The 22,179-nt window shown below is 67.9% G+C and carries 27 protein-coding genes and 4 tRNA genes; 20 read left to right on the top strand and 11 right to left on the bottom strand.

Annotated features, from left to right (window positions below; translation table 11 throughout):
* Positions 1-82 precede the first annotated feature (82 nt).
* Complete coding sequence (locus EI982_RS01710; protein WP_199243693.1) at positions 83-1,270, top strand: hypothetical protein; 1,188 nt, start codon at positions 83-85, stop codon at positions 1,268-1,270.
* Positions 1,271-1,272: 2 nt separating this feature from the next.
* Here the strand turns inward: EI982_RS01710 and EI982_RS01715 are convergent, their stop codons facing one another.
* The 3 genes from EI982_RS01715 to EI982_RS01725 form a co-directional block, all read right to left on the bottom strand.
* Positions 1,273-1,476 carry an FmdB family zinc ribbon protein gene (locus EI982_RS01715; RefSeq protein WP_157687848.1) on the bottom strand — a complete coding sequence of 68 codons (204 nt, stop codon included), beginning with the start codon at positions 1,474-1,476 and terminating at the stop codon, positions 1,273-1,275.
* A gap of 56 nt (positions 1,477-1,532) precedes the next feature.
* Positions 1,533-2,078 (bottom strand): DUF8528 domain-containing protein, encoded by a 546-nt coding sequence (locus EI982_RS01720; protein WP_157687849.1) that lies wholly within the window; start codon positions 2,076-2,078, stop codon positions 1,533-1,535.
* Between the two features lie 322 nt (positions 2,079-2,400).
* Positions 2,401-3,195: a helix-turn-helix transcriptional regulator gene (locus tag EI982_RS01725; protein WP_157687850.1), complete on the bottom strand. Its 795-nt coding sequence runs from the start codon at positions 3,193-3,195 to the stop codon at positions 2,401-2,403.
* A 213-nt stretch (positions 3,196-3,408) separates the two neighbouring features.
* Between EI982_RS01725 and EI982_RS01730 the strand changes: the two genes are divergently transcribed.
* Positions 3,409-4,392, top strand: coding sequence for a DMT family transporter (locus EI982_RS01730; protein WP_199243789.1), 984 nt, complete (start codon positions 3,409-3,411; stop codon positions 4,390-4,392).
* Positions 4,393-5,097: 705 nt separating this feature from the next.
* Here EI982_RS01730 and EI982_RS01735 read toward each other — a convergent pair.
* A tRNA-Thr gene (locus EI982_RS01735) sits at positions 5,098-5,171 on the bottom strand.
* Between the two features lie 11 nt (positions 5,172-5,182).
* A complete protein-coding gene (locus EI982_RS01740) occupies positions 5,183-5,668 on the bottom strand; it encodes a GNAT family N-acetyltransferase (protein WP_157687851.1) in 486 nt (161 codons plus the stop codon).
* 283 nt (positions 5,669-5,951) lie between these two features.
* On the opposite strand from EI982_RS01740, the gene EI982_RS01745 reads away from it, so the two are divergent.
* Genes EI982_RS01745 through EI982_RS01760 form a run of 4 tightly spaced genes read left to right on the top strand, consistent with a single transcriptional unit; the run spans position 5,952 to position 9,844 of the window.
* Positions 5,952-6,896 (top strand): branched-chain amino acid ABC transporter permease, encoded by a 945-nt coding sequence (locus EI982_RS01745; RefSeq protein WP_157691039.1) that lies wholly within the window; start codon positions 5,952-5,954, stop codon positions 6,894-6,896.
* On the top strand, positions 6,893-8,287 hold the full coding sequence (locus EI982_RS01750; protein WP_157687852.1) for a branched-chain amino acid ABC transporter permease: 1,395 nt from the start codon (positions 6,893-6,895) through the stop codon (positions 8,285-8,287). The genes EI982_RS01745 and EI982_RS01750 overlap by 4 nt, the downstream gene beginning before the upstream one ends.
* Positions 8,280-9,104, top strand: coding sequence for an ABC transporter ATP-binding protein (locus EI982_RS01755; protein WP_157687853.1), 825 nt, complete (start codon positions 8,280-8,282; stop codon positions 9,102-9,104). The genes EI982_RS01750 and EI982_RS01755 overlap by 8 nt, the downstream gene beginning before the upstream one ends.
* Positions 9,101-9,844 (top strand): ABC transporter ATP-binding protein, encoded by a 744-nt coding sequence (locus EI982_RS01760; RefSeq protein WP_157687854.1) that lies wholly within the window; start codon positions 9,101-9,103, stop codon positions 9,842-9,844. Before EI982_RS01755 ends, EI982_RS01760 begins: the two co-directional genes overlap by 4 nt.
* Here the strand turns inward: EI982_RS01760 and EI982_RS01765 are convergent.
* From EI982_RS01765 to EI982_RS01790, 6 genes are all read right to left on the bottom strand, one after another.
* Positions 9,841-11,145: an ABC transporter substrate-binding protein gene (locus EI982_RS01765; protein WP_157687855.1), complete on the bottom strand. Its 1,305-nt coding sequence runs from the start codon at positions 11,143-11,145 to the stop codon at positions 9,841-9,843. The two genes, EI982_RS01760 and EI982_RS01765, sit on opposite strands and share 4 nt — an antisense overlap.
* A 78-nt stretch (positions 11,146-11,223) precedes the next feature.
* Complete coding sequence (locus tag EI982_RS01770; protein WP_157687856.1) at positions 11,224-11,538, bottom strand: DUF5785 family protein; 315 nt, start codon at positions 11,536-11,538, stop codon at positions 11,224-11,226.
* A 493-nt stretch (positions 11,539-12,031) separates the two neighbouring features.
* Positions 12,032-12,115, bottom strand: a tRNA-Ser gene (locus EI982_RS01775).
* Positions 12,116-12,165: 50 nt separating this feature from the next.
* A complete protein-coding gene (locus tag EI982_RS01780; protein WP_157687857.1) occupies positions 12,166-12,921 on the bottom strand; it encodes a DUF2064 domain-containing protein in 756 nt (251 codons plus the stop codon).
* Positions 12,922-13,026: 105 nt separating this feature from the next.
* On the bottom strand, positions 13,027-13,668 hold the full coding sequence (locus EI982_RS01785; RefSeq protein WP_394352056.1) for a uracil-DNA glycosylase: 642 nt from the start codon (positions 13,666-13,668) through the stop codon (positions 13,027-13,029).
* A 73-nt stretch (positions 13,669-13,741) separates the two neighbouring features.
* Positions 13,742-14,770, bottom strand: a complete 1,029-nt coding sequence (locus EI982_RS01790; protein ID WP_157687858.1) for an Mrp/NBP35 family ATP-binding protein — start codon at positions 14,768-14,770, stop codon at positions 13,742-13,744.
* 159 nt (positions 14,771-14,929) lie between these two features.
* On the opposite strand from EI982_RS01790, the gene moaA reads away from it, so the two are divergent.
* The 14 genes from moaA to rpsB all read left to right on the top strand — a co-directional run bounded on the left by moaA (position 14,930) and on the right by rpsB (position 22,169).
* A complete protein-coding gene (gene moaA, locus EI982_RS01795) occupies positions 14,930-15,937 on the top strand; it encodes a GTP 3',8-cyclase MoaA (RefSeq protein ID WP_157687859.1) in 1,008 nt (335 codons plus the stop codon).
* 168 nt (positions 15,938-16,105) lie between these two features.
* Positions 16,106-16,190, top strand: a tRNA-Ser gene (locus tag EI982_RS01800).
* A gap of 17 nt (positions 16,191-16,207) precedes the next feature.
* Positions 16,208-16,735, top strand: coding sequence for a 30S ribosomal protein S13 (locus tag EI982_RS01805; protein ID WP_157687860.1), 528 nt, complete (start codon positions 16,208-16,210; stop codon positions 16,733-16,735).
* Complete coding sequence (locus tag EI982_RS01810) at positions 16,732-17,259, top strand: 30S ribosomal protein S4 (RefSeq protein WP_157687861.1); 528 nt, start codon at positions 16,732-16,734, stop codon at positions 17,257-17,259. The genes EI982_RS01805 and EI982_RS01810 overlap by 4 nt, the downstream gene beginning before the upstream one ends.
* Positions 17,256-17,648: a 30S ribosomal protein S11 gene (locus tag EI982_RS01815; protein WP_157687862.1), complete on the top strand. Its 393-nt coding sequence runs from the start codon at positions 17,256-17,258 to the stop codon at positions 17,646-17,648. Before EI982_RS01810 ends, EI982_RS01815 begins: the two co-directional genes overlap by 4 nt.
* A gap of 4 nt (positions 17,649-17,652) precedes the next feature.
* Positions 17,653-18,402 (top strand): DNA-directed RNA polymerase subunit D, encoded by a 750-nt coding sequence (locus EI982_RS01820; RefSeq protein WP_157687863.1) that lies wholly within the window; start codon positions 17,653-17,655, stop codon positions 18,400-18,402.
* Positions 18,403-18,535: 133 nt separating this feature from the next.
* Positions 18,536-18,620 (top strand) — tRNA-Leu (locus EI982_RS01825).
* 20 nt (positions 18,621-18,640) lie between these two features.
* Complete coding sequence (locus EI982_RS01830; RefSeq protein ID WP_157687864.1) at positions 18,641-18,991, top strand: 50S ribosomal protein L18e; 351 nt, start codon at positions 18,641-18,643, stop codon at positions 18,989-18,991.
* Positions 18,988-19,425 carry a 50S ribosomal protein L13 gene (locus EI982_RS01835; protein WP_157687865.1) on the top strand — a complete coding sequence of 146 codons (438 nt, stop codon included), beginning with the start codon at positions 18,988-18,990 and terminating at the stop codon, positions 19,423-19,425. Before EI982_RS01830 ends, EI982_RS01835 begins: the two co-directional genes overlap by 4 nt.
* Positions 19,419-19,817 (top strand): 30S ribosomal protein S9, encoded by a 399-nt coding sequence (locus EI982_RS01840; protein WP_157687866.1) that lies wholly within the window; start codon positions 19,419-19,421, stop codon positions 19,815-19,817. Before EI982_RS01835 ends, EI982_RS01840 begins: the two co-directional genes overlap by 7 nt.
* A gap of 12 nt (positions 19,818-19,829) precedes the next feature.
* The gene (locus EI982_RS01845; RefSeq protein ID WP_157687867.1) at positions 19,830-20,021 is read left to right on the top strand and encodes a DNA-directed RNA polymerase subunit N; all 192 of its coding nucleotides are present in this window, start codon (positions 19,830-19,832) and stop codon (positions 20,019-20,021) included.
* Positions 20,018-20,197, top strand: coding sequence for a DNA-directed RNA polymerase subunit K (locus EI982_RS01850; protein WP_049936586.1), 180 nt, complete (start codon positions 20,018-20,020; stop codon positions 20,195-20,197). Before EI982_RS01845 ends, EI982_RS01850 begins: the two co-directional genes overlap by 4 nt.
* Positions 20,194-21,399: a phosphopyruvate hydratase gene (gene eno, locus EI982_RS01855; RefSeq protein WP_157687868.1), complete on the top strand. Its 1,206-nt coding sequence runs from the start codon at positions 20,194-20,196 to the stop codon at positions 21,397-21,399. The genes EI982_RS01850 and eno overlap by 4 nt, the downstream gene beginning before the upstream one ends.
* Positions 21,396-22,169 carry a 30S ribosomal protein S2 gene (rpsB, locus tag EI982_RS01860; RefSeq protein ID WP_157687869.1) on the top strand — a complete coding sequence of 258 codons (774 nt, stop codon included), beginning with the start codon at positions 21,396-21,398 and terminating at the stop codon, positions 22,167-22,169. The genes eno and rpsB overlap by 4 nt, the downstream gene beginning before the upstream one ends.
* The last annotated feature ends 10 nt before the right edge of the window (positions 22,170-22,179 follow it).

Consider the following 22,179-nt stretch of genomic DNA (forward strand, 5'->3'; position numbering starts at 1 on the left):
GGACCCTTCGCCCCATGAGACTCCGAGTCAACCGTCGGGAGGTGGAGGGGGTGGCCGGGACGCCGACCGGGCGCCCGCAGCGGTGATCCGATCGCCGCCGCGGGCCGTCGCCCGCCGTCTCGCCGCGACCGACCGCCTGTCGACCGCCCAGCGGGCGATCCTGGGCTACTACGCCGAGAGCGGTCGCTTCGACTACCGCGCGCTCCGGATCAAGTCGGCCGTCGACGACACGCTCGAGGCAATCCTCGACGACGTGTACGCCGACATCGAGGACGCCGTCGCCGCGGAACTGGGCGTCGAGACGGTCGACTTCGAGTACGAGACGAAACTCACGCTCCCGGCGGAGCTAACGCTCGGCTACCTGTACCGGCGGGCCATCGCACGCTCGACGGCCGGGTACGACCCCGTCGCCGACGGGGCAACCGGCCTGCGCGGCCGACTGGGCCGTGTCGACCCCTCTGCGGCCGCCAACCGCGAGGCCAGGGAGTACGTCGAACGCGCCGAGGAGGCAACCGCGCTCATCGTCCAGGCGCTGCTCGACGGCGACATGCGCGATGCCATCAACGACGACGAGTTCGAGGACTTCGAGGTCCGCGTCGACGGCGGGACGGAGGTCGACCGGGAGCGCGTCGCGGTGGCCGCCCAGGCACACCTCCAGTCCGTCGTCGAGGCGGCGTTCGACCGGGCCCCCGACGCGGTGCGGGTCGCCTACGACGACGCCGTCGAGCGATCCGAGGCCCACCAGGAGCAGGACGACCGGTTCCGCGAACTGCTCGCCGACGCCCTCGACGGCGACGCCGACGCCGTCGAGCGTATCGAGTCCGAGTACAAGTTCGCGTCCGTCCCCGAGGACGCCCCCTTCGAGGGCGACGAGCGGGACCTCCCGTACCTCCGGACCCAGTACGACCGCGTGGGCGTCATCTACCGCGGGATGTTGGACGCCTACCGCGGCATCGGCTTCGAGATTCCCGCCGCGTTCGGGACGTCCATCGTCCTCGCGATCATCGGCGCACAGATCTGGCTCGACGACGTCGACGACTACCGCGACGACGTGGCCGAGGGACAGCTCACGCCCGTCACCGCCGAGTACGCCCTCACGGACGACGACGCGACGGCCTACGAGAACGTCGTCGGCATCACGGAGCGGTACTTCGACCTGGCGCGGAACCACGCCGCTGAGGCGGGGTCGCCGCTCAACGGAATCGCCATCGAGTACATCCTCCGCTCGGGCGATCCGGGGCGGCTCCCGGGAAGCGACGCCGACGCGTAGCCTCACCCGGGCGCGCCGCCGCCGCCGCCCGCGTACATCCGGCCGACCTCCTCCAAGTCGGACGAGCCACACTCCTCACACGTCGCTTCGTCAGCCTCCGCGTTGGTCGTGAATGTCGTACCGCAATCCTGACACTCGTAGTCGTAGAGAACTGTCTCCTCGTCGTCGGGTACCAACAGTTCTTTCACCTTGTCCATGAGGCTCATGCGTCACCACCACCCCCACGTTATCGATTATCATGCATAATTGTTCGTGTTCTCCGTCAGCTTCGCCCGAGGTCGAGAGTCGACCCGTCCGTGACCAGGACGCCACGTTCGACTGCCGTCTCGAGGATGCGCTCGCACTGGGGTTCCGACACGTCGTACGCACCCGTCACGATGTCGACCAGTGTGGCCCGTTCCATCGGGAACTCGCGGTTCTGGAGGAGGCGAAGCACCGTGTAATACTCCTCGGGGACGTCGCCGTCGGGGTCCGACTCGCTCGTCGTCGTGGATCGCTCCCGTTCGTCGTCTTCCCGATCCGCCGACTCCGATGCCGTCTCGCTCGTCGACTCCGATGCCGTCTCGCCGGCGTCGGACGCGAAAGTGACCTCCTGGAGCGACGCGGGCTCGGGATCGGCCGTCCCCGCCGTCGACGCGGATTCCCCGGCCAGCGGTTCGAGCATCCGGCGGAGTTTCTCGTGACAGGTCGAACACAGGACCGCCGACCGGCCGTCGCCGCCGGTGTCGAGGCGCTCCGGCACCACCTCGTACTCGCGAAGCGAGTCGCCGACGCCGCCACAGAAGTAACAGGACCGCAACTGAACCATACGATTATCTCCGCGGGCGCGTGCTAAGTGTTTCCGGTCCCTCGGCGGCGACGAACCTGACCGATCGTCCGTCTATATTGCGAGAATCAGTATGTGTGTGATCGAACACGACGAAAACGTTAATTATCGTGGACGTATAGGCCGTGACGATGGCACGCTACGTCTGTCCGGGGTGCGACCGGGAGATCGAGGCGGGGCCGTTTCGGGTGACCTGTCCGACCTGCGGGGGACGGCTGGTCAACTATCGACGCTCCCGGTCCTGACCGGCGGCGTCGCGTGTTCGGGTGGACGGGAACCGCTGCCCCACCGACCGGTGCTCGACTCAGTGGGTGAGTTCGTCCGGATCGACCCGCTCGGCGGTCTCCCAGTACGCTTCGAAGGTCTCGCGTGCCCAGTCGCGAACCGCCGGGTCGTCGGTGTCGACCGACGCCTGCAGGATGCCGTTCTCGTCCCGCAGAAGCATGTGGACCGCGCCGTCCGCGACGGTCACCGCCAGCGGAATCTCGCCGTCGCGGACCCGCACCGTCGCCGACGAGGTATCGATCAGCGAGCCGAGACGGCGACGGAGGCCGGCGTCGTCGGCGACGGCGTCCAAAGCGCTCCGCGAGAAGACGCCCTCGAAGGTCGTCTCGCCGGCGCTCACCCGCTCCTCGATCACCCGGAGGCTCCCCTCGTTGAACGCGTGGGAGAACACCCGCACGTCCGCGGCGGTCCGGAGGAAATCGAGCACCCGCTTGACCGGCGCGTTCGGCTTCGTGCCGCTCGGGACGGTGATCGTCGCGTCCTCGAACCGCCGCAGGTCGAAGCCGAGTTCGTCGGTCGGAAGATAGCGGACGATCGGCCGGAGTTCGCCCTCGATCTCCAGGATCGCCAGCAGATCGAGGAAGCCGTCCGCGATCAGTTCGCCCGTCGCGGTGGCGACGTACCCACCCTCGACCCGCCGGATCCACGACCGCTCCTCGAAGTCCCGTAGGATCCGCCCGAGCGTCGCCTGGGAGGCGCCCGTCGCCACCGCGAGGTCCGTGCGCGTGTGGGACTCCTCCGCGAGCCGTCGGAGGACAGCCACCCGGTTCGGCGAGAGCGCCAGGAACTCGATCTCCGACAGTGCGGACTCCATGATCGCAGTCGTCCCCGTGACGACAAACCACTTTCGCCCCCTGAAATCGTTGCACCTCACGAACGGATCGGACGGACTGCGCTCCTTTCTTACCGTGAAAATTTTTACGAATTAAACTATAGGGCTCCGTCGCGTACGGTGAGCTATGAACCGACGACGGCGGATCTCGATCTGCGGAACGGGCGGCGAACGGACCTTCGCTGGGGGCGGAGAGTGAGCGCGGCGGATCGCCGCTCGCTTCTGGCCTTCGCGGTCACTGGCGTCCTCTTTGGAGGGACCTTCGTGGCGGCCAAGGCCGGACTCGCGTACTTCCCGCCCCTGCTTTTCGTCGCGCTCCGGTTCGACGTCGCGGCGGTGGCCCTCCTCGGCTACGCGGCGCTGACGACGGAGCGGGCGAACCTCGTCCCTCGGACGTGGCGGGACGCGGCCGGTATCCTCGCGACCGGCGTGTTCGCCATCGGGATCACGAACGCCTTGCTGTTCGTGGGCCAGGAGTACACCACGAGCGCCGTCGCCGCCATCGTGTTCAGCCTCAACCCCATCCTGACGCCCGTCTTCGCGTCGCTCTTGCTGGCCGACGAACGGCTCTCGCTCCGCGGCGTCGGCGGCATGGCGCTGGGGTTCGTCGGCGTCGCGCTAGTCGTCAACCCCGATCCGGCGACGCTGATGGCCGGCAGCCTGGGCAAGGCCATCCTCTTTGCGGGTGCGGTGAGCGGCGCCCTGGGCAGCGTCCTGATCCGGTGGTCTGGCGGCGGCCTGTCCAGTACGGTACGGACCGCTTGGGGGCTCCCCATCGCGGCGCTCTGCTGTCACCTGTTCAGCCTGGGTGCCGGCGAGTCACCCGCCGCCATCGCGTGGACGCCCGAGGCCGTCGCAGCCCTCGCCTACGTCGGTCTCCTCGCCGGTGGGGTGGCCTACATCGCCTACTTCGGTCTCCTAGACGCCGCGGGGGCCATCCGGTCGAACCTGGTCTTCTACCTGGTTCCCGTAATCGCCGCCATCGGCGGGTGGGCGTTCCTCGGGGAGACCATCTCGACGGCCGCGGTCGTCGGGTTCCTGACGGTCTTCGCCGGCTTCGCGGTGATCGGCAGCGAGTCGGTCGACCTCCCGACCCTGCGGCGCCGGGCGAGCGAACGGTCGCCCGACATCGTCGACGCGCCGGCGGCGGACGAAACCCGCGGCATCGAGGCCGACTGACGCCATATCACGCGGCCCTGCTCGGCCGACGACCTCCTCGCCCCGAAATATAAGTCAGTTGGACTGAACGATTGATCGGGGAGACGGTCGGTGCCGGCAGGCCCTGGGGCGGATGGCACCCGCCGATGCGACATGCCCGCATCGTGATCCGGAACGTCCACCCTGCTCACGAAAGCCGTGTTACCGTCTCCCCGTGCCGACACCGGCCCCGCCGACACCGTCGCTCGCTCGGACTCCGTGGCCGGGGGACTACTGTCGGCCGGCACCGGTCCACGAACGCGGCCCGCCCAGATCCGACGGGTCGGTGCAGTCCGCCGTTCGGTCGGTTCGTTGTGAGTATCTTCGAAACTATCGGGGTATTAGTGTCGTCGAGTTAACCGGTTTGACGGGGGCCAGTCCCGTCACATCGTTCGGACGTCACGTCGGCCTCCAGTCATCGCATCCGCCTCTCGGCGGCACGTCAGGGCCTCGCCACCCCCTCCGCGTGCCGCCGATCTCGTCACTGCGCCGTCCCGCTCCCGACGGCATCGGTGCCGTCATTTTTCGGCCCACGTCGTGCCCGGTATTCCGTATGCCGGCGAACGTGATCCGTGCCGTCTCTCCGGTCGAGCCCTCACCCGACGCTCGCCGTGACTCGTGGCATCGCTCGGAATCGACGACGGGGCGGCCCGCCGTTCGCCGCGTCGCCTCGGAGAAGGTGTCAGGAGCCAGGGGTGGGATTTGAACCCACGAAATCTCGATTACAAGTCGAGTGCATGAACCGCCCATGCTCCCCTGGCGCGCCGACGGGTTATCGGTCCCCGCGGGAGCGTTTATCGTTTTCGACCTCACGCTCGAACTCGACGCGGTGTGGACGGTAGCCCCGCCGTTCGTACAGTCGGATCGCCCGCTCGTTGTCCGCCAGTGCCTCCACGCTGACGGTGTCGGCCCCCCGATCACGGAGCGTCGCCTCCGCGGCGTCGAGCAGGGAGGTCCCGATGCCCTCGCTCCGCCGCTCCGGAACGACGTAGAGGTCGTTGACGACGCCGCGGGTCAGGTCCTGGACGAGCGAGCCCCGTTCGACGGCGTAGTGAACGAAGCCGACGATATCGCCGCCGTCGCGGGCCACGTCGAGTCGGTCGTCGGCCGCGGCCCGCGCCATCGCCGCCCTGATCGGCTCCCGGTTCGCCGCGGCGCGGAGGTGCGACCCGTGCCGTCGCTGGTCGCTCGCCAGCGCCACCCAGAGGTCCGCCACCGCCGCCGCGTCGCCCGGCTCCGCCGGTTCGACCGTCCACATATCCCCCCTTCGCCGCCGCCGCCGAAGTCAGTTCCGTCCCGGCGGCCTGCGACCGCCTATCACTCACCTGAAAGAAAGGTTTATGTCCATGTCACGTTCCCACACAGGACGAATGGGACTCACGGAATCGCTCACGGGCCGGTGGCGACTGACGGCTGACCGGGTGTTGGCGGCCGTCTTCGTCGCGGTCGGCCTCCTGTTTCTCGCTGATCTGTTCTGGGGGCTGCTCATTTCGGGATCGATATCTTTCTCGCGGCTCGGCTCCCTCGTCTGGGACGGCGTGATGCGCGGCCTCGTGATCGGTCTCGCCGGTATCGGGCTCTCGATGACCTACAGTATTCTGAACTTCGCGAACTTCTCGCACGGCGACTACATCACCAGCGGCGCGTTCGCGGGTTGGGCGACGACCTACCTGCTCGCCGGGCTGGGACGGGCCGACGTCGGGTCACTCCTCCTCGTCGGCGCCGGCGGCTCCGTCCTCGGCGGCGCCCTCGGCATCGGCGTGACGACCACGCCCGTCGCGGTCGTCGCCGGCATCGTCGTCGCCGGCGTCGCCACGGTCCTGTTGGCGCTGGCGCTCGACCGCGTCGTCTACGAACCGATCCGCTCCGAGAGCGGGATCACCCTCCTCATCACGAGCATCGGCGTCGCCTTCGCCCTCCGGTATCTGATCCAGTTCGTCTTCGGCTCCGACGTCCGCGGGACGACCGCCGCGGGCGCGATCCCACAGATATCGCTGTACTTCGTCGACGGCGCGGTCCGGATCGACGCCCACGACGTCACGCTCCTCGCGGTCACCGCGGGGCTGATGCTCGGCGTCCACCTCCTGCTCCAGACGACGAAACTCGGTAAGGCGATGCGGGCGATGTCCGACGACGAGGACCTGGCCCGCATCACCGGTATCCCGACCGAACGGGTCGTCCGCGCCACGTGGATCATCGGCGGTGGCCTCACCGGCGTCGCCGGGTACGTGTTCGTCCTCTGGAAGGGGACCCTCGGGTTCAACGACGGCTGGTTGCTCCTGCTTCTGATCTTCGCCGCGGTCATCCTCGGCGGCATCGGCTCCATCTACGGCGCCATCGCCGGCGGTCTCGTCATCGGCGTCACGGCCTCGGTCTCGGTGCTCTGGATCCCCTCCGCGTTCTCCCGTGCGGCCGCCTTCGTCGTCATGATCGTCATTCTCCTGGCCCGTCCCCAGGGCCTGTTTTCCGGGAGGTCGACCGCATGAGTACCGCCGACTCCGCCCGCCGACTCTGGGAGGCGGACGCGGTCAAGCTCCTCGTCGTCATCCTGGCAATCTACGCCGCCTATCTCCTGAGCGGCCTCGTCCTCGGTTACAGCCTCCGCGGACAGCTGAACTCCCTCGCCTCGCTCACCTTCTACATCGGCGTCTTCGCCACCCTCGCACTCGCTTTGAACCTCCACTGGGGGTACACCGGCCTGTTCAACATCGGCGTCGTCGGGTTCATGGCCGTCGGCATCTACGTGATGGCCTTCGTCTCGAAGCCCCTCTACGGCTCCGGGGGTGCGGCACAGGTCGGCGGCCTCGGACTGCCCATCCCGGTCGGCATCCTGGCCGGGATGACCGCTGCCGCCCTCCTCGGGTTCGTCGTCGCACTCCCCGCGCTCCGCCTGCGGGCCGACTACCTCGCCATCGTCACCATCGCCATGTCCGAAATCGTCCGCTTTACGTTCCTCTCCTCGACGTTCCAGCGGTTCCAGTTCCCCTACACGCTCGCCGGCGACACGACACGGGTCGGCTTCGGCGGCGGCAGCGGGCTCATCCTCGATTTCCCCGATCCCCTCCTGACGCTGATCGACGCCCTCGGCCTCGCCGGCGTCTACGGCGGCCTCGTTTCCCTCGTCGGCACCGTCGTCCCGAACAACCCCGACCCGATCGTCCACAGCCTCGTCTACGGGGTCGTCCTCCTCGGGGTCGTCGCCGGCTTCTTCTGGCTCCTGAAACGGACCGGCGAATCCCCGTTCGGGCGCGTGCTGAAGGCCATCCGGGAGGACGAGGACGTGGCCCGCGCCCTCGGCAAGAACACCGGTCGGTTCAAGATCACGTCGTTCATGCTCGGCTGTGCGCTCATGGGCCTGGTCGGTATCCTCTGGTTGATGGGACAGGGTGCCGTCACGCCCAACTTCTTCCGGCCGCGGCTCACTTTCTTCGTCTGGATCGCACTCATCATCGGCGGCGCGGGCTCGAACACCGGGAGCGTCATCGGCGGCGCCGTCTTCGCGGCCGTCCTCTATCAGGGGCCGCTCTACTTCCAGAACCTCGTCACGAGCGTCTTCCAGCCCGGCGACGCCCCGGGGAGTTTCGGCCCGGCGGTCGCGCCGCTCGTCGCGAACCTGGATCCCGTTCCCTTCCTGCTCTACACGCTCGACTCCGTGCGTCAGCTCCAGCTCGTGGTCATGGGCGTCGTGTTGATCTGGCTGATGCACAACCGCCCCGAGGGGATGCTCGGCCACCGGAAGGAGACGGCCGCTGCCATCCCGCTGATGGGTCGGGCGGGTGGGGGCGAGGGTGGCGACGGTGGTCGCTCCGACGCCGACGCCGTCGCCACCGATCCGACGCCCGCGGGCGACGCGAGCGGGGGCGAGACGGATGAGTGACGCCGCCGACGGTGCTGGCGACGAGGGTCGCTCGCGCCCCGAGGTGACCGACACGCCGCTCCGGGTCGAGGGGCTGTCCAAACGCTTCGGCGGGATCACCGCCGTCGACGGCGCCACCTTCGAGGTGGAGCGTGGCACCCTCACCGGTCTCATCGGGCCGAACGGCGCCGGCAAGTCGACGACGTTCAACCTGATCACCGGGATGCTCACGCCCGACGCCGGCACGGTCACCTTCGACGGCGAGGATATCACCGGGCTCGAACCGTACGAGATCGCCGATCGCGGCCTCGTGCGGACGTTCCAGATCGCCCGCGAACTCCAGGAGATGACGGTCCTCGAGAACATGATGCTCGCGCCGAAGGGACAGCGCGGCGAGCGGCTCTGGCGGTCGGTCCTCCCCGTCGCCCGCAGGGACGTCGTCGACCAGGAGACCGAACTACTGGAGCGGGTGTGGGAGATCCTAGAGTTCTTCGAGATCGAACACCTCGCCGAGGAGTACGCGGGTAACCTCTCGGGCGGCCAGCGCAAACTGCTGGAGATGGCGCGTGCACTGTTGACCGATCCGGACGTCCTGCTCCTCGACGAACCCTTCGCGGGGGTCAACCCCACGCTCGAACGCCGACTGCTCGATCACATCCACGAACTTCGGGACCGGGGCTACACGTTCCTGCTCGTGGAACACGACATGGACCTCATCATGGAGAACTGCCGCCACGTGATCGTGATGCACCAGGGCCGGATCCTGACAGAGGGGACGCCTGCGGAGGTCAAACGCGACGAGGCGGTCATCGAGGCGTACCTGGGAGGTGACGTATGAGCGCCGACGCGGAGGTGGACGCCGACACGGCCGCCGACGATCTGCTCGTCGTCCAGGACCTCGATGCGGGCTACGGCGACCTCCAGATCCTCGACGGCGTCGACCTCGCCGTCGGCGACAGGGAGTACGTCACGGTCGTCGGGCCGAACGGCGCCGGCAAGTCGACGGTGATGAAGTCCGTCTTCGGCCTCACCACACATATGGGCGGGTCGGTTCGGTTCGACGACACGGACATCACCGGGCTCGACCCCGAGGAGATCATCTACGAGGGGATCGGGTACGTGCCACAGTCGGACAACGTCTTCGCCTCGCTCTCGGTCCGGGAGAACCTGGAGATGGGGGCGTACATCCTCGACGACGTCCCCGAGGAGCGGTTCGAGGCGGTGTTCGAGCGCTTCCCGATCCTCGAGGAGCGATCGACCCAGACCGCGGGTACGCTGAGCGGCGGGCAGCGACAGATGCTCGCGATGGGGCGGGCGCTGATGCTCGATCCGGAACTCCTCCTCCTCGACGAGCCGAGCGCGGGGCTGGCGCCGGATCTGGTCGACGAGATGTTCGACCGCATCGACGAGATCAACGACGCGGGGACCGCGATCCTGATGGTCGAGCAGAACGCGAAGGAGGCGCTCCGTCGGTGCGACCGGGGCTACGTCCTCGCCAACGGGACGAACCGCTTTACCGGCGACGGGCGGACGCTCCTCGACGACGAGGAGGTGCGCCGGGAGTTCCTCGGCGGTTAGCTCGACAGGGCCGTCTCGATGACCGAAGAGTACGACGACTCGCCGATGTTGAACGCCACCTGATCCGTGACTGTCCCGCCGAAGGTGTCCTCGAACACCCCGGTGAACCGCTCGGAGAGTTGCTGGCCGTAGTCGTTGTTGACGTAGAGCGTCGCGGCCGTCGAGTTGCCCAGTCGTTCGGAAGCCACCTGTGCCATCACGCGCCCCTGCAACTGGTCGGACGGGGCCGTCCGGAAGATGTAGTCGTCGTCCTCGAGGTTGGTGACCGAGAGCGCCGTACTGGAGGGCGAACAGCCGACGATCTGGTTGGGGATGAACACCTCCTGTGAGACGGGGACGTTCACGCCCGAGGACGCCGACCCACAGACGCTCGGCATCCCGGCGTTGACGAGCGACTCGGCCGCCGTGACGCCGGACGACGGCGACGTCTGGGTGTCCTCGACCTGGGCGTTGACTTCGAGGTCGAGATCCGAGTCGTTGACCTGTCGGGCCGGCAACTGCGCCGCCTGGATCATGGGGCCACCCACGGAGGCGAGGTCGCCCGTCTCCGGCAGGAGGATGCCGACGTCGATGGTCCGTCCCATCCCGCCCGGGCCGCTGTCGGCGCTCGGCCCGCCGCCCTCGGGGTTCTCGCCCTCGAAGTTCTGGACCTCGATCCGACTCGTGCCCTCGGTGTCGGCGCCCTCGAACTCCCAGATGGAGTAGGCCGCCGAGGCGGGGTCGCCCGCCTCGTCGAAGTTCGTCGCGCTGGAGGCTCCTTGGTAGTTGATGTCGTCGCCGTTGGCGGCCGCTTCGACGGCGTCGAGGAAGTTCTGGGGGCCGTACTCGTCGCCCCCGGGGTTGGCAATCCGGCGCATCTGATCGCGGACGGCCGTGCCGTCGTTCTCGCCCGCCGCCGCGTTGGCGAGGATCTGGATCGCGACCGAGTCGTACGACTGGGAGGTGAACACACCCGGCGACTCGCCGTACTGTTCCTGGAACAGCGAGTTGAACGCCTCCTGGTTCGGGCCACCGGCGGCGGGCGCCGTCCCGATGACGTTCTCCATGTCGTTGCCGACCTGGCCGGGCATGGTGCCGTCGCGGAGGCCGTCGGGAACCAGGATGTCGTGGTCGCCGCTCGCCATCGAGTAGTAGTCCCGGAACAGCTGGATCCCGCTCTCGGGGTAGCCGATGACGACGAGCATCTCCGGGCCGCCGCCGTCACCGCCGTTTCCACCGCCGCCGATGCATCCCGCGAGACCGAGGGTCCCGGCCGTTCCGGTCCCGACGAGGAACTCGCGCCGTCCGATATCGTGTACCATACCCACAGTAACGCTCGGATAATTTATAAAAGCTTCCGAGAACCGTGTGCAGTCGGTCGGCTGCCGGGCCGGCCCCGCTCAGGCGTCGCCCACGAACTCCTCGGCGCCCTCGTAGAACCAGTGGCCGTTCTCGCGCATCGCCGTCCCGAGAGCGCGGTGGAGCTCCGTGAAGTCGTCGAACTCGTCCGCCTCGACGTTCTCGAAGATATCGCGCACGGAGACGACCGTCTCGAAGTCGATCCGGACGGGGTCGTCGCCGTACTCCGCGACGAACGACGCGACGTCGAGCGGGAAGTCCTCCTCTTCGTCTACCTTCTTCGCGATGACGGCGTGACCGTACTTGCGCCGGCCCTCGCTTCCCTCCTCGCCGTCGGGGTCGTGTGGCCAATCCATACCGGCCCCTGGGACGGGCGGCCCAAAGCCGTTACGTTCGGTCCGGTCGCCGAGGGCGGGTCACCACGGCGTGAACCGGTGTACCTCGCGGGCGTGTTCGAGAAGCTCCTCCGTCGAGTCGAACGTCTCGCCACACCCGCACCGGTGCAACGACGCCGAGGTCGACCCCTGTGTCGACATGGATAACCCTACGCCCGCCGGGTATATAATTATTGTTCATGTCGTTTGGTGGCGCGTGTCGAGGGAGACGGTCACACGGGCCGCGGTCCTCGTAGGGTTCGCGAGACTGCGGTGGGAGTCCCGCGAGCGAGGTACCCGAGCGAGCGGGACAGCAGCGACTGGTCGAGACGAGCGCCGCGAGTCGAGGGAATTCGGTGGGACTGGGATTCGAACCACGGTCGGACGCCTCTTTGCTCGCTTTGCTCGCAAGACTGCGACCTCCCTGATTCGAATCCCAGCGACCGCTTTTCGCTCGCTATCGTTCGCGAAAAGACGGTGGGACTGGGATTCGAACCCAGGAAGCCGTGAGGCTACCTGCTTTCAAGGCAGGCGCAATAGGCCGCTCTGCCATCCCACCACGGTCGGCCGTTCGGCATCGTCCCGCTAAGGCCTGTCGGTCCCCGGTCGTCAGTCCCGGGCTAGCCGCGGTTCGCCGTCGTCGTGGACGACCCGGAGACCCGTTCGATCGATGAAGGCGGCGGTGTTCGCGGGGACGATCCGTTCGGCCGCGACCCGCGCGTTCAACGCCGGCACCACGTCGAGCAGGTCAGTCCCCGTCTCGACGACGGGCTGAATCGGCAGGAAGTCCACCTCGTGGCCGGCCGCCCGGCTGCGGTCGGTCACCGTCTCCAACGCGGGCGCCGCGAAGGCGTCGGCGAAGTCGATCGGTTCGGTGAAGCCGGCGTAGTAGGTCCGACCGCGAGTCGACACGCCGAGGACGGCCTCCGCGCGCCGGAGCTTCATGGCCGCGTTGTCGACGAGCGTACGGGTGAGAAACGGCGCCGTCGGCTCGACGACGGCCGCCGAGGTGACTCCCTCCTCGCGGAGGAGGTGCGTAATCGTGTTGCCCGCGCGGGCGTCGAACGTCGACCCCACCTGGGGCTCGAACCGCACCTCGCCGGGGTCGTCGAGCGCCGCGGCGGCGAGCGCCCGCACCTCCGCCGCGGCCGCCGTGTCGGTGACGTGGTCCGCCGGCAGGAGTTCGTCGGGTCGGTAGTTGACGAGCAGGTCGGCCCCCGATTCGGAGACGGCGACGAGGACGTCCCGGAGCATCGCGGCGTAACACTCCGCGGCCTCCGCCTCGGTCAACGGACTCGTCGCCGCGAGGTCGGTGGCGACCAATCCCTCACGAGGAGGGGCCGCCATGACGGCGATGGTGGTCATGTCACCCGCTCGTGGCGGCGTGGCCTTGAACGCGCCGGTCCGGTGACGACCGGCTCGTACTGTTTACCGTAAGTTCTTACCGGTAAACGGTTACAGTAATCCGTATCAGTCGCGGGCGCCGCTCCGGCCTTTCGTCTGTCGGTAATCGCGTCCGAGGACCGACTCGGCGACGTGTTCGACGAACGCTTCGGTCTGCGCGTCGGTCTGGTCGTCGAGCGCCCGCATGGGCACGAGTTCGAACCCGCGGCCCCGGATCGTCGTCGCGTGACACGCCTCGACGTCCAGCGATTCGGCGTCCCGCGTCGTGTGTTCGACCGCCACCTCCCGGAGCGCGAGTTCGCCGACCGGGACGATGATCTCCGGGTTGATCATGCGCAGGTCCGCGGTCAGGTAGGGGTCGCAGGTGCCGACTTCCTCGCTCGTCGGCCCGCGGTCGGGGTGACGACAGCGCGTGAGGTAGGTGAGATACGCGCCGTCGAGTTCGGGTTCGGCGGCGTCCGGCGGCGAGTTCGAGAACCCGAGTTCGCCGAGGATCCGCTGGAGGCGACGGCCGGCGCCGTCGCCGGTGAAGGGGACGCCGGTTCGGTCCGCGCCCGGTCCCGGACGCCCACCGACGAACATGAAGTCCGCCGCGACGTCGCCGTACCCGTGGACGACGTTCGTTCGCACGTCACAGAGGTTCGGACAGTTCCGACAGTCGGTGTCCATGCCGAACGGGTTGTCGGGGTCTTCCTGTGCTGGGTTCACACGCCGTTCTCGCGCCCCGGACACAAAAGCGGTCGGCCGGGGTTGGTGCGGCGGCTCGTCCCGTCGACGGCCCTCAGGTGTCCGAGACGCGGCGACGGTTGACCACGCCGACGTTGTTGGCGACGTCCTCGGTGATGACACGGAAGGCGTCGGCGGTCGGATTGTCCTCCTTCAGAACCATCGGCTCGCCGCCGGTTCTGATCTCGGGGTCGAGGGGGACGCCGCCGAGGTAGGGGAGCTTGTTCGCCTCGGCGAGGCCGCGGCCGCCGCCGGAGCCGAACACGTCGTGTTCCCCGCCGCAGTCCGGACAGACGAACGAGCTCATGTTCTCGATCAGACCGAGAACGTTGGTGTCGTGGCGGCCGAACATCCGGATCCCCTTGCGGGCGTCGTCGACGGCCACCTCCTCGGGCGTCGTGACGATGACCGCGCCCGTGAGCGGGAGGGTCTGGAGGATGGTGAGCTGCGTGTCGCCCGTCCCCGGGGGCAAATCGAGGACGAGGTAGTCGAGCTCGCCCCACTGGACGTCCTCGACGAGTTGGGTGAGCACCTGGTGGACCATCGGGCCGCGCCAGATCACCGGGTCGTCCTCGCCGACCATGAACGCCATGCTGATGAGTTTCACCCCGTAGCGCTCGGGCGGGATGATGGTGTCGTCGTCGGTCGCAGTCGGCGGATCCTCGGAGTCGAGCATCCGTGGCACGTTCGGGCCGTAGACGTCGGTGTCGAACAGGCCGACGCGGGCGCCGAGTTTCGACAGGCCGGCCGCGAGGTTCACCGCGACCGTCGATTTGCCGACGCCGCCCTTGCCGGAGGCGACGGCGACGACGTTTTTCACGCCCGGCAACACTTCGTCGTCCCGGAGTTCGGCCGGCCGCTTCGCCGTGAGTTCCACGTCCAGTCCGGCGTCGGCGAGCACCTCGCGGACGTCGGCGGCGATGGCGCTCTCCGTCGGGGCGTAGGGCGCCCCGAGCGCCAGCGACACCTTGGCGGTCCCGGCCTCGACGGCCACGCCGTTGACCAGTCCCAGCGACACGATGTCGTCGCCGAGATCTGGGTCCTCGACCCGGCCGAGCAGCTCCCGTACGTCGGCTTCGTCCATGCGGTAGCCTCGGCGTGAACGTCGGATAAGGGTTTTGTCGACCTCCCCTCGGTGAAACCGAGGATGCGAACTCGGGCGACGGTATGTAACTGAATGCGGTTACACTACCCCCGATAAAACGTCTCCATTTAAGCCTCTCCGGACGAACTATCGGGTAGAATGCTGGAGGACGACTTCGGGCGCGAGGTTTCGGGCGTGCGCGTCTCGCTCACCGACCGCTGTAACTTCGACTGTGTCTACTGTCACAACGAGGGGCTCGGGGACACCCGGGGTCCGATGGATCCACAGGACGACGAGATGTCGACGGACGACGTCGTCCGGTTCCTCGAGGTCGCCGCGGAGTTCGACGTCGACAGCGTGAAGTTCACCGGCGGGGAGCCGATGCTCCGGGGCGACTTGGAGGAGATCATCCGCCGGACTCCCGACTCGATGGAGGTGTCGATGACCACCAACGGGACCTACCTGCCCGGGCGGGCGCCGGACCTGGTCGACGCCGGTCTCGAACGGGTCAACGTCTCCCAGGACGCTCTCGATCCCGACGCCTTCGCCGAGATCACGAAATCCGGCGCCTACGACAAGGTGATGGAGGGCGTCGAGGCGGCCCTCGACGCGGGGCTCGACCCCGTCAAACTGAACATGGTCGTCTTCGAGCACACCGCGGGCTACGTCGAGGACATGGTCGAGCACGTCGCCGAGAACGACGGCCTCCAGCTCCAGTTGATCGAGTACATGCCCGAACTCACCGGCAAGCCCGAGTGGAACATCGACATCGGGCGCGTCCACGACTGGCTGGCCGATATCGCCGACGAGATCGAACACCGCGAGATGCACGACCGGAAACGCTACTGGGTGAGCGGAACGGATCCGGACGGCCCGACCGCCCCGCCGGCCGAGCGTGGCATGGTCGAGATCGTCGACCCCGTCGAGAACCCGACGTTCTGTGCCAACTGCCACCGCGTCCGCGTCACCCACGAGGGTTACCTCAAGGGCTGTCTCAACCGTAACGACGATCTCCGGTCGATGGGCGAGATGACGAAAGCGGAGATCCGGGAGACGTTCCGGGAGACGGTGGCCAACCGCGTCCCCTACTACGGCGAGTACATGGTCAAGAACGACCGCGGCGAGTGGGAAGTCAACGACGAATACCTCGGCACGCCGACGGTCTGAGCCGCTCGCCCCGCGGACGCGTCCGCCGACCGCCCGTGTAACCGCGCCCCACGCCCCCTTCCTTTCGTGATGTTTAAGTACCGTCCCCGGGTTGATCCGAGTGCATACGCTGCAGGGGCGTCCGGCCCCGAGTCCGAGTAGGGCGACGATACGAACACGAACGCAGGTGTTGCGGTAGCCAAGCCTGGCCCAAGGCGCAGGGTTGCTAACTCTGTGGCGTCAAGCCTCCGGGGTTCGAATCCCCGCCGCAACGCTCGCACCCAGATATCCATGAGTGCAGAAGAACCACAGGACGGCTCCCCCGAGGACGACGAAGACCTTCGGTACTTCGTCCGAATCGGACAGACCGACCTCGACGGGACGAAGGCCGTCGAGCGGAGCCTCACCGACATGAACGGCATCGGCAAGCGCACGGCGCGCATCGTCGCCGACGCGGCCGACGTGGATCGAACCGCCACGCTCGGGCGCCTCGACGACGACGAAATCGACCGCATTATCGGGGTCGTGGAGAACTTCGGCGACGAAGTCCCGGAGTGGATGGTGAACCGCCGGAACGACTTCTACACCGGCGAGAGCAGCCATCGAGTCGGCTCCAACCTCAGTCAGACGCGCACGCAGGACATCAACCGGATGAAGATGATCGACTCCTACCGTGGCGTCCGACACAAGCGCGGACAGAAGGTGCGCGGCCAGCGGACGAAGTCCACCGGCCGCACCGAAGGCACCATCGGCGTCAACGTCGAGGCCATCAAGGAAGACATGGCCGAAGAGGAAGCTGCGGAGGAAGACGAAGCATGACGACCGGTAAGAACACCAAGTTCTACGAGACGCCGAACCACCCGTACCAGGGCGAACGCATCGCCGAGGAGGCGGACCTCCTCGGGCGCTACGGCCTGAAGAACAAACAGGAGTTCTGGCGCGCCCAGTCCGAACTGCGCGAGATGCGCCGCGAGGCGCGACGACTGCTCGGCGACGCCCAGGGCGACGTCGAGGTGGCGGCCGAGGCCGGCAGCGAGTTCGTCGCCCGGCTCCAGCGACTCGGCATCCTCGACGAGCAGGACGACATCAGCGACGTCCTCTCGCTCGAAGTGACCGACCTGCTCGAACGACGGCTGCAGACGGTCGTCTACCGGAAGGGGCTGGCAAACACGCCCCAGCAGGCCCGCCAGTTCGTCAGCCACGGACACGTCACGGTCGACGGCGCCCGCGTGCGGACGCCCTCGAAGAAGGTGGAGGTCGACGAGCAGCCGACCGTCGCCTTCGACGAGAACAGTCCGCTGGCCGACGACCTGCACCCCGAACGCGCGGAGGCCCAGGAATGAGCGCCGAAGAACCGCAGGACAAGTGGGGCATCGCCCACGTCCACGCGTCGTTCAACAACACGCTCATCACGATCACCGACCAGACCGGCGCGGAGACGCTCGCCAAATCCAGCGGCGGGACGGTCGTGAAACAGAACCGCGACGAGGCGTCGCCGTACGCGGCCATGCAGATGGCCGAAGTGGTCGCCGAGGAGGCCCTCGCGGCCGGCCTCGAGGGCGTCCACGTTCGCGTCCGTGGCCCCGGCGGCAACGGCAACAAGTCCCCCGGGCCGGGCGCACAGGCGACGATCCGTGCGCTCGCCCGTGCCGGCCTGGAGATCGGCCGCATCGAGGACGTGACGCCGATGCCGCACGACGGCACTCGCGCGCCGAAAAACAGCCGCCTCTAACATCATGGTAGCCGACTTCGAGGTCGAGTTCATCGAACGCGACGATCGGAACGCACGCTTTCTCGTCCGGGGCGCGTCGCCGGCCTTCGCCAACGGCATCCGCCGGGCGATGATCGCCGACGTGCCGACCTTCTCGATCGACACCGTCCGGTTCGTCGAGAACTCGTCCGTGATGTTCGACGAGATGATCGGTCTCCGACTGGGACTGGTGCCGCTGACGACCCCCCTCGACGACTTCGAGGTGGGCGAGACGGTGACGCTTGCCCTGGACGTCGAGGGCCCGGCGACGGCCTACTCGGGCGACATCGAGACGTCCGACGCCATGGTCGAACCCGCCGACGACAACATCCCGATCATCGAGCTCAAAGAGCAACAGCGGATCGAACTCGAGGCGGACGCCGTCCTCGATACGGGCCGCGAACACGCCAAACATCAGGGCGGCGTGGCTGTCGGCTACCGCCACCTCCAGCGCGTCGAGGTCGTCGGCGACGCCGGCGAGTTCGACGAACAGGAGCCGAACATCCTTCGCGGGGTCATCGAGACCGAGGACGGCGAACTCGTCGCGACCGACGAGTTCGATCACGACCTCACCAACCGATACCCCGGCAAGGAACTGGAGGTACACGACGTGCCCGACGCCTTCGTCTTCCACGTGGAGACGGACGGGTCGTTCAGCGTCGAGGAACTGGTCACGCGCGCCGCCGAATCGATCGGCGCCCGCGCGGCGGAACTAGAGACGAAAGTCGCAGTCTGAGACCCCACGATGCCCCGAACACCACCTTCGACGTCCGCACCCGCGCCGACGGCCACGGCCACGAGCGCCGTGGCCCGGCGGGGTACGGGAATCGAAACTGGTTTGAAGGGGCGACCGATACTGCGACATGCGTGCAGGGATAGCCAAGTCAGGCCAACGGCGCAGCGTTCAGGGCGCTGTCCCATAGGGGTCCGCAGGTTCAAATCCTGCTCCCTGCACTCCCTTCTGGAGGTAGACAATGAGTAAGACCAATCCGAGACTCAATAGTCTCATCGCCGAGTTGAAGGCGGTCTCTCGCGAGTCCGGTGCCGGTGTCTGGCAGGACGTCGCGGACCGCCTGGAGAAGCCACGGCGCACCCACGCGGAGGTCAACCTCGGGCAGATCGAACGGTACGCCCGCGAAGAGGAGACCGTCGTCGTTCCCGGTAAGGTGCTGGGAAGCGGTGTGCTCGAAAAGAACGTCACCGTCGCGGCCGTCGACTTCTCGTCGACGGCGCGACGGAAGATCGAACAGGTCGGGGCGGCCGAGCGACTGGAACACGTCGCCGAGTCGAACCCCGAGGGCTCCAACGTCCGGGTGATTCGATGAGCCTCGCCGAGTTCGACGCCGACGTGGTCGTCGACGCGCGGGACTGCATCATGGGCCGGGTCGCCAGCGAGGTGGCCCAGCGCGCCCTCGCCGGCGAGACGGTCGCCGTCATCAACGCCGAGGACGCGGTCATCACCGGCAACGAGGAGTCCACGATGGAGACCTACCGCAAGCGTGCGGAGCTGGGCTCCGACAGCGGGCCGTACTACCCAAAGCGGCCGGACCGCATCTTCAAGCGGTCGATCCGCGGAATGTTGCCCTACAAGAAGCCGCGCGGTCGCGAGGCGTTCGAGAACGTCCGCGTCTACGTCGGCAACCCCTTCGACGAGGACGGCGACGTGCTCGAGGGCACGTCGCTGGATCGCCTCTCGAACATCAAATTCGTCTCCCTCGGAGACGTCTCCGAACAACTGGGTGCGAACGTCACATGGTAACCAACACGAGCGGCAAGAAGAAGACGGCCGTCGCCCGCGCCACGGTGCGCGAGGGCGAGGGTCGCGTGCGCATCAACTCCCAACCCGTCGAACTGGTCGAACCGGACCTCTCGAAGCTGAAGATGCTGGAGCCGTTCCGCATCGCCGGCGACGACCTCCGCGATACGGTCGATATCGACGTGAGCGTCTCCGGTGGCGGCTTCGCCGGACAGGCCGACGCCGTCCGAACTGCCATCGCCCGCGGGCTGGTGCAACATCACAACGACGCCGAACTCCGCGACGCGTTCATGGAGTTCGACCGGTCGCTGCTGGTCAACGACGTTCGCCAGTCCGAACCCAAGAAGTGGGGCGGTCCCGGTGCGCGGGCCCGCTACCAGAAGTCCTACCGCTGAGGTGATCCACCCATGATGATCCCAGTCCGGTGTTTCACGTGCGGGAAGGTCATCGGCGAGCACTGGGAGGAGTACCAGGCTCGCCTCGACGAGGGTGAGGACCCCGCCGAGGTGCTCGACGACTTGGGCGTGAGCCGACACTGCTGTCGGCGCATGTTCGTCTCGCACAAGGACCTGGTCGACGTCGTCTCCCCCTACCAATGAGTCAGGGACGCTACAACCGATACGAGAAGGCACGCATCCTCGGGGCGCGAGCCCTGCAGGTGTCCTACGGCGCGCCGGTGCTCGTCGAGACGGAGCAAAGCGAGCCGATCCTCGTCGCGGCCGAGGAGTACGACGCCGGGGTGCTCCCCTTCACGGTCAGGCGGGAGGGCAAATGACGCTGATTCGCTCGGTGAGCCTGCGTCGGATCCTCGATTCGCGGGGCAACCCGACCGTCGAGGCGGACGTGTTGACCGACTCCGGCGGGTTCGGACGTGCGGCTGCACCGAGCGGTGCATCTACGGGCGAGTACGAGGCCATCGAACTCCCGCCGGGCGAGGCCATCGCGTCGGCCCGCCAGCACGCCGTCCCCCGTCTCGTGGACGAGGTCCACGCGGGCAACCAGCGGGAGGTCGACGCGGCCCTGCGCGGCGCGGACGGCACCGACGACTTCTCGACGGTCGGCGCCAACAGCGCCGTCGCCATCTCCATGGCGGCCGCGAAGGCCGGCGCCGACGTGCTTGGGGCACCGCTCTTCCAGCACCTCGGCGGGACCTTCCGCGGTGGCGACCTCCCGATCCCGCTGGGGAACGTCCTCGGCGGCGGCGAGCACGCCAAGGCAGCCACGCACATCCAGGAGTTCCTCGCCGTCCCGCACGGCGCGCCGAACGTCTCGGAGGCCGTCTTCGCCAACGCGGCGGTCCACGACCGGATCGGCGAGTTGCTCGACGAACGGGACATGCCCGCCGGCAAGGGCGACGAGGGCGCGTGGGCGCCCGCGGTCACGGACGCCGAGGCGTTCGATATCGTGGCCGCCGCGACCGACGACGTCGCCGCGGACGTCGGCTTCGACGTAGCGGTCGGTCTCGACGTGGCGGCGTCGGAACTCTACGACGCCGAGAGCGAGGTCTACCGCTACGGCGACGTCGAGCGGACGCCCGACGAGCAGGTCGACTACATCGCCGACTTGGTCGACGAGTACGACCTCGCGTACGTCGAGGACCCGGTCGAGGAGGACGACTTCGACGGCTTCGCCGACCTGACCGACCGGGTCGGCGACCGGACGGTCCTGTGTGGCGACGACCTCTTCGTCACCAACGTCGAGCGGCTCCGTCGCGGGATCGACGAGGGGGCGGGCAACGCCATCCTCGTCAAGCCCAATCAGATCGGGACGCTCTCGGACGCCGTCGACGCGGTGGAGCTCGCGACCCGTAACGGGCTCGAGGCCGTCGTCTCGCATCGCTCGGGCGAAACCGAGGACACGACTATCGCACACCTCGCCGTGGCGACCGGCGCCCCCTTCATCAAGACGGGCACGGTCGGCGGCGAGCGAACCGCCAAGCTCAACGAACTCATCCGCATCGCGGAGGACGCTGTATGACTGACAACGACAACGAACTCGCCGACGTCGAGGACGAGGAGGCGGCCGACGAGGCGCCCGACCCCGACGCCGGTGCCGTGGAGACGGAGGAACCGACCGCCGAGGCGGCCGACGAGGCCCCCGAGGCAGAGACGGACGACGCCGAGGACGACGCCTCGCCGTTCGACGAGAACGTGATGCCCGACGACGAGGCCGACCTCCTCATCCCGGTCGAGGATTACCTCGGCGCGGGGGTTCACATCGGGACCCAGCAGAAGACCAAGGACATGGAGCGGTTCATCCATCGCGTCCGTGACGACGGGCTGTACGTGCTCGACGTGAGCCAGACCGACCGTCGCATCCGCACGGCCGCGGACTTCCTCGCGAACTACTCGCCCGAGCAGGTCCTCGTGACCTCCTCGCGCCAGTACGGTCGCTTCCCGGCCGAGAAGTTCGCGGAGGCCATCGGCGCCCGCGCTCGCACCGGGCGGTTCATCCCGGGGACGCTGACGAACCCGGACTACGACGGCTACATCGAGCCGGACGTGCTGGTCGTCACCGACCCCATCGGCGACTCGCAGGCGGTCAAGGAGGCCATCACGGTCGGCATCCCCGTCATCGCCATGTGCGACTCGAACAACCAGCTCAGCAACGTCGACCTCGTCATCCCGACGAACAACAAGGGTCGGCGCGCGCTGTCGGTCGTCTACTGGCTGCTCGCCAACGAGACGCTCGACCGCCGCGGCGCCGAGCCGGCCTACGCCCTCGACGACTTCGAGGCGGGCATCTAAGCCGCGACCG

It is taken from the genome of Haloplanus salinarum (assembly GCF_009762275.1).
Taxonomy (GTDB): domain Archaea; phylum Halobacteriota; class Halobacteria; order Halobacteriales; family Haloferacaceae; genus Haloplanus; species Haloplanus salinarum.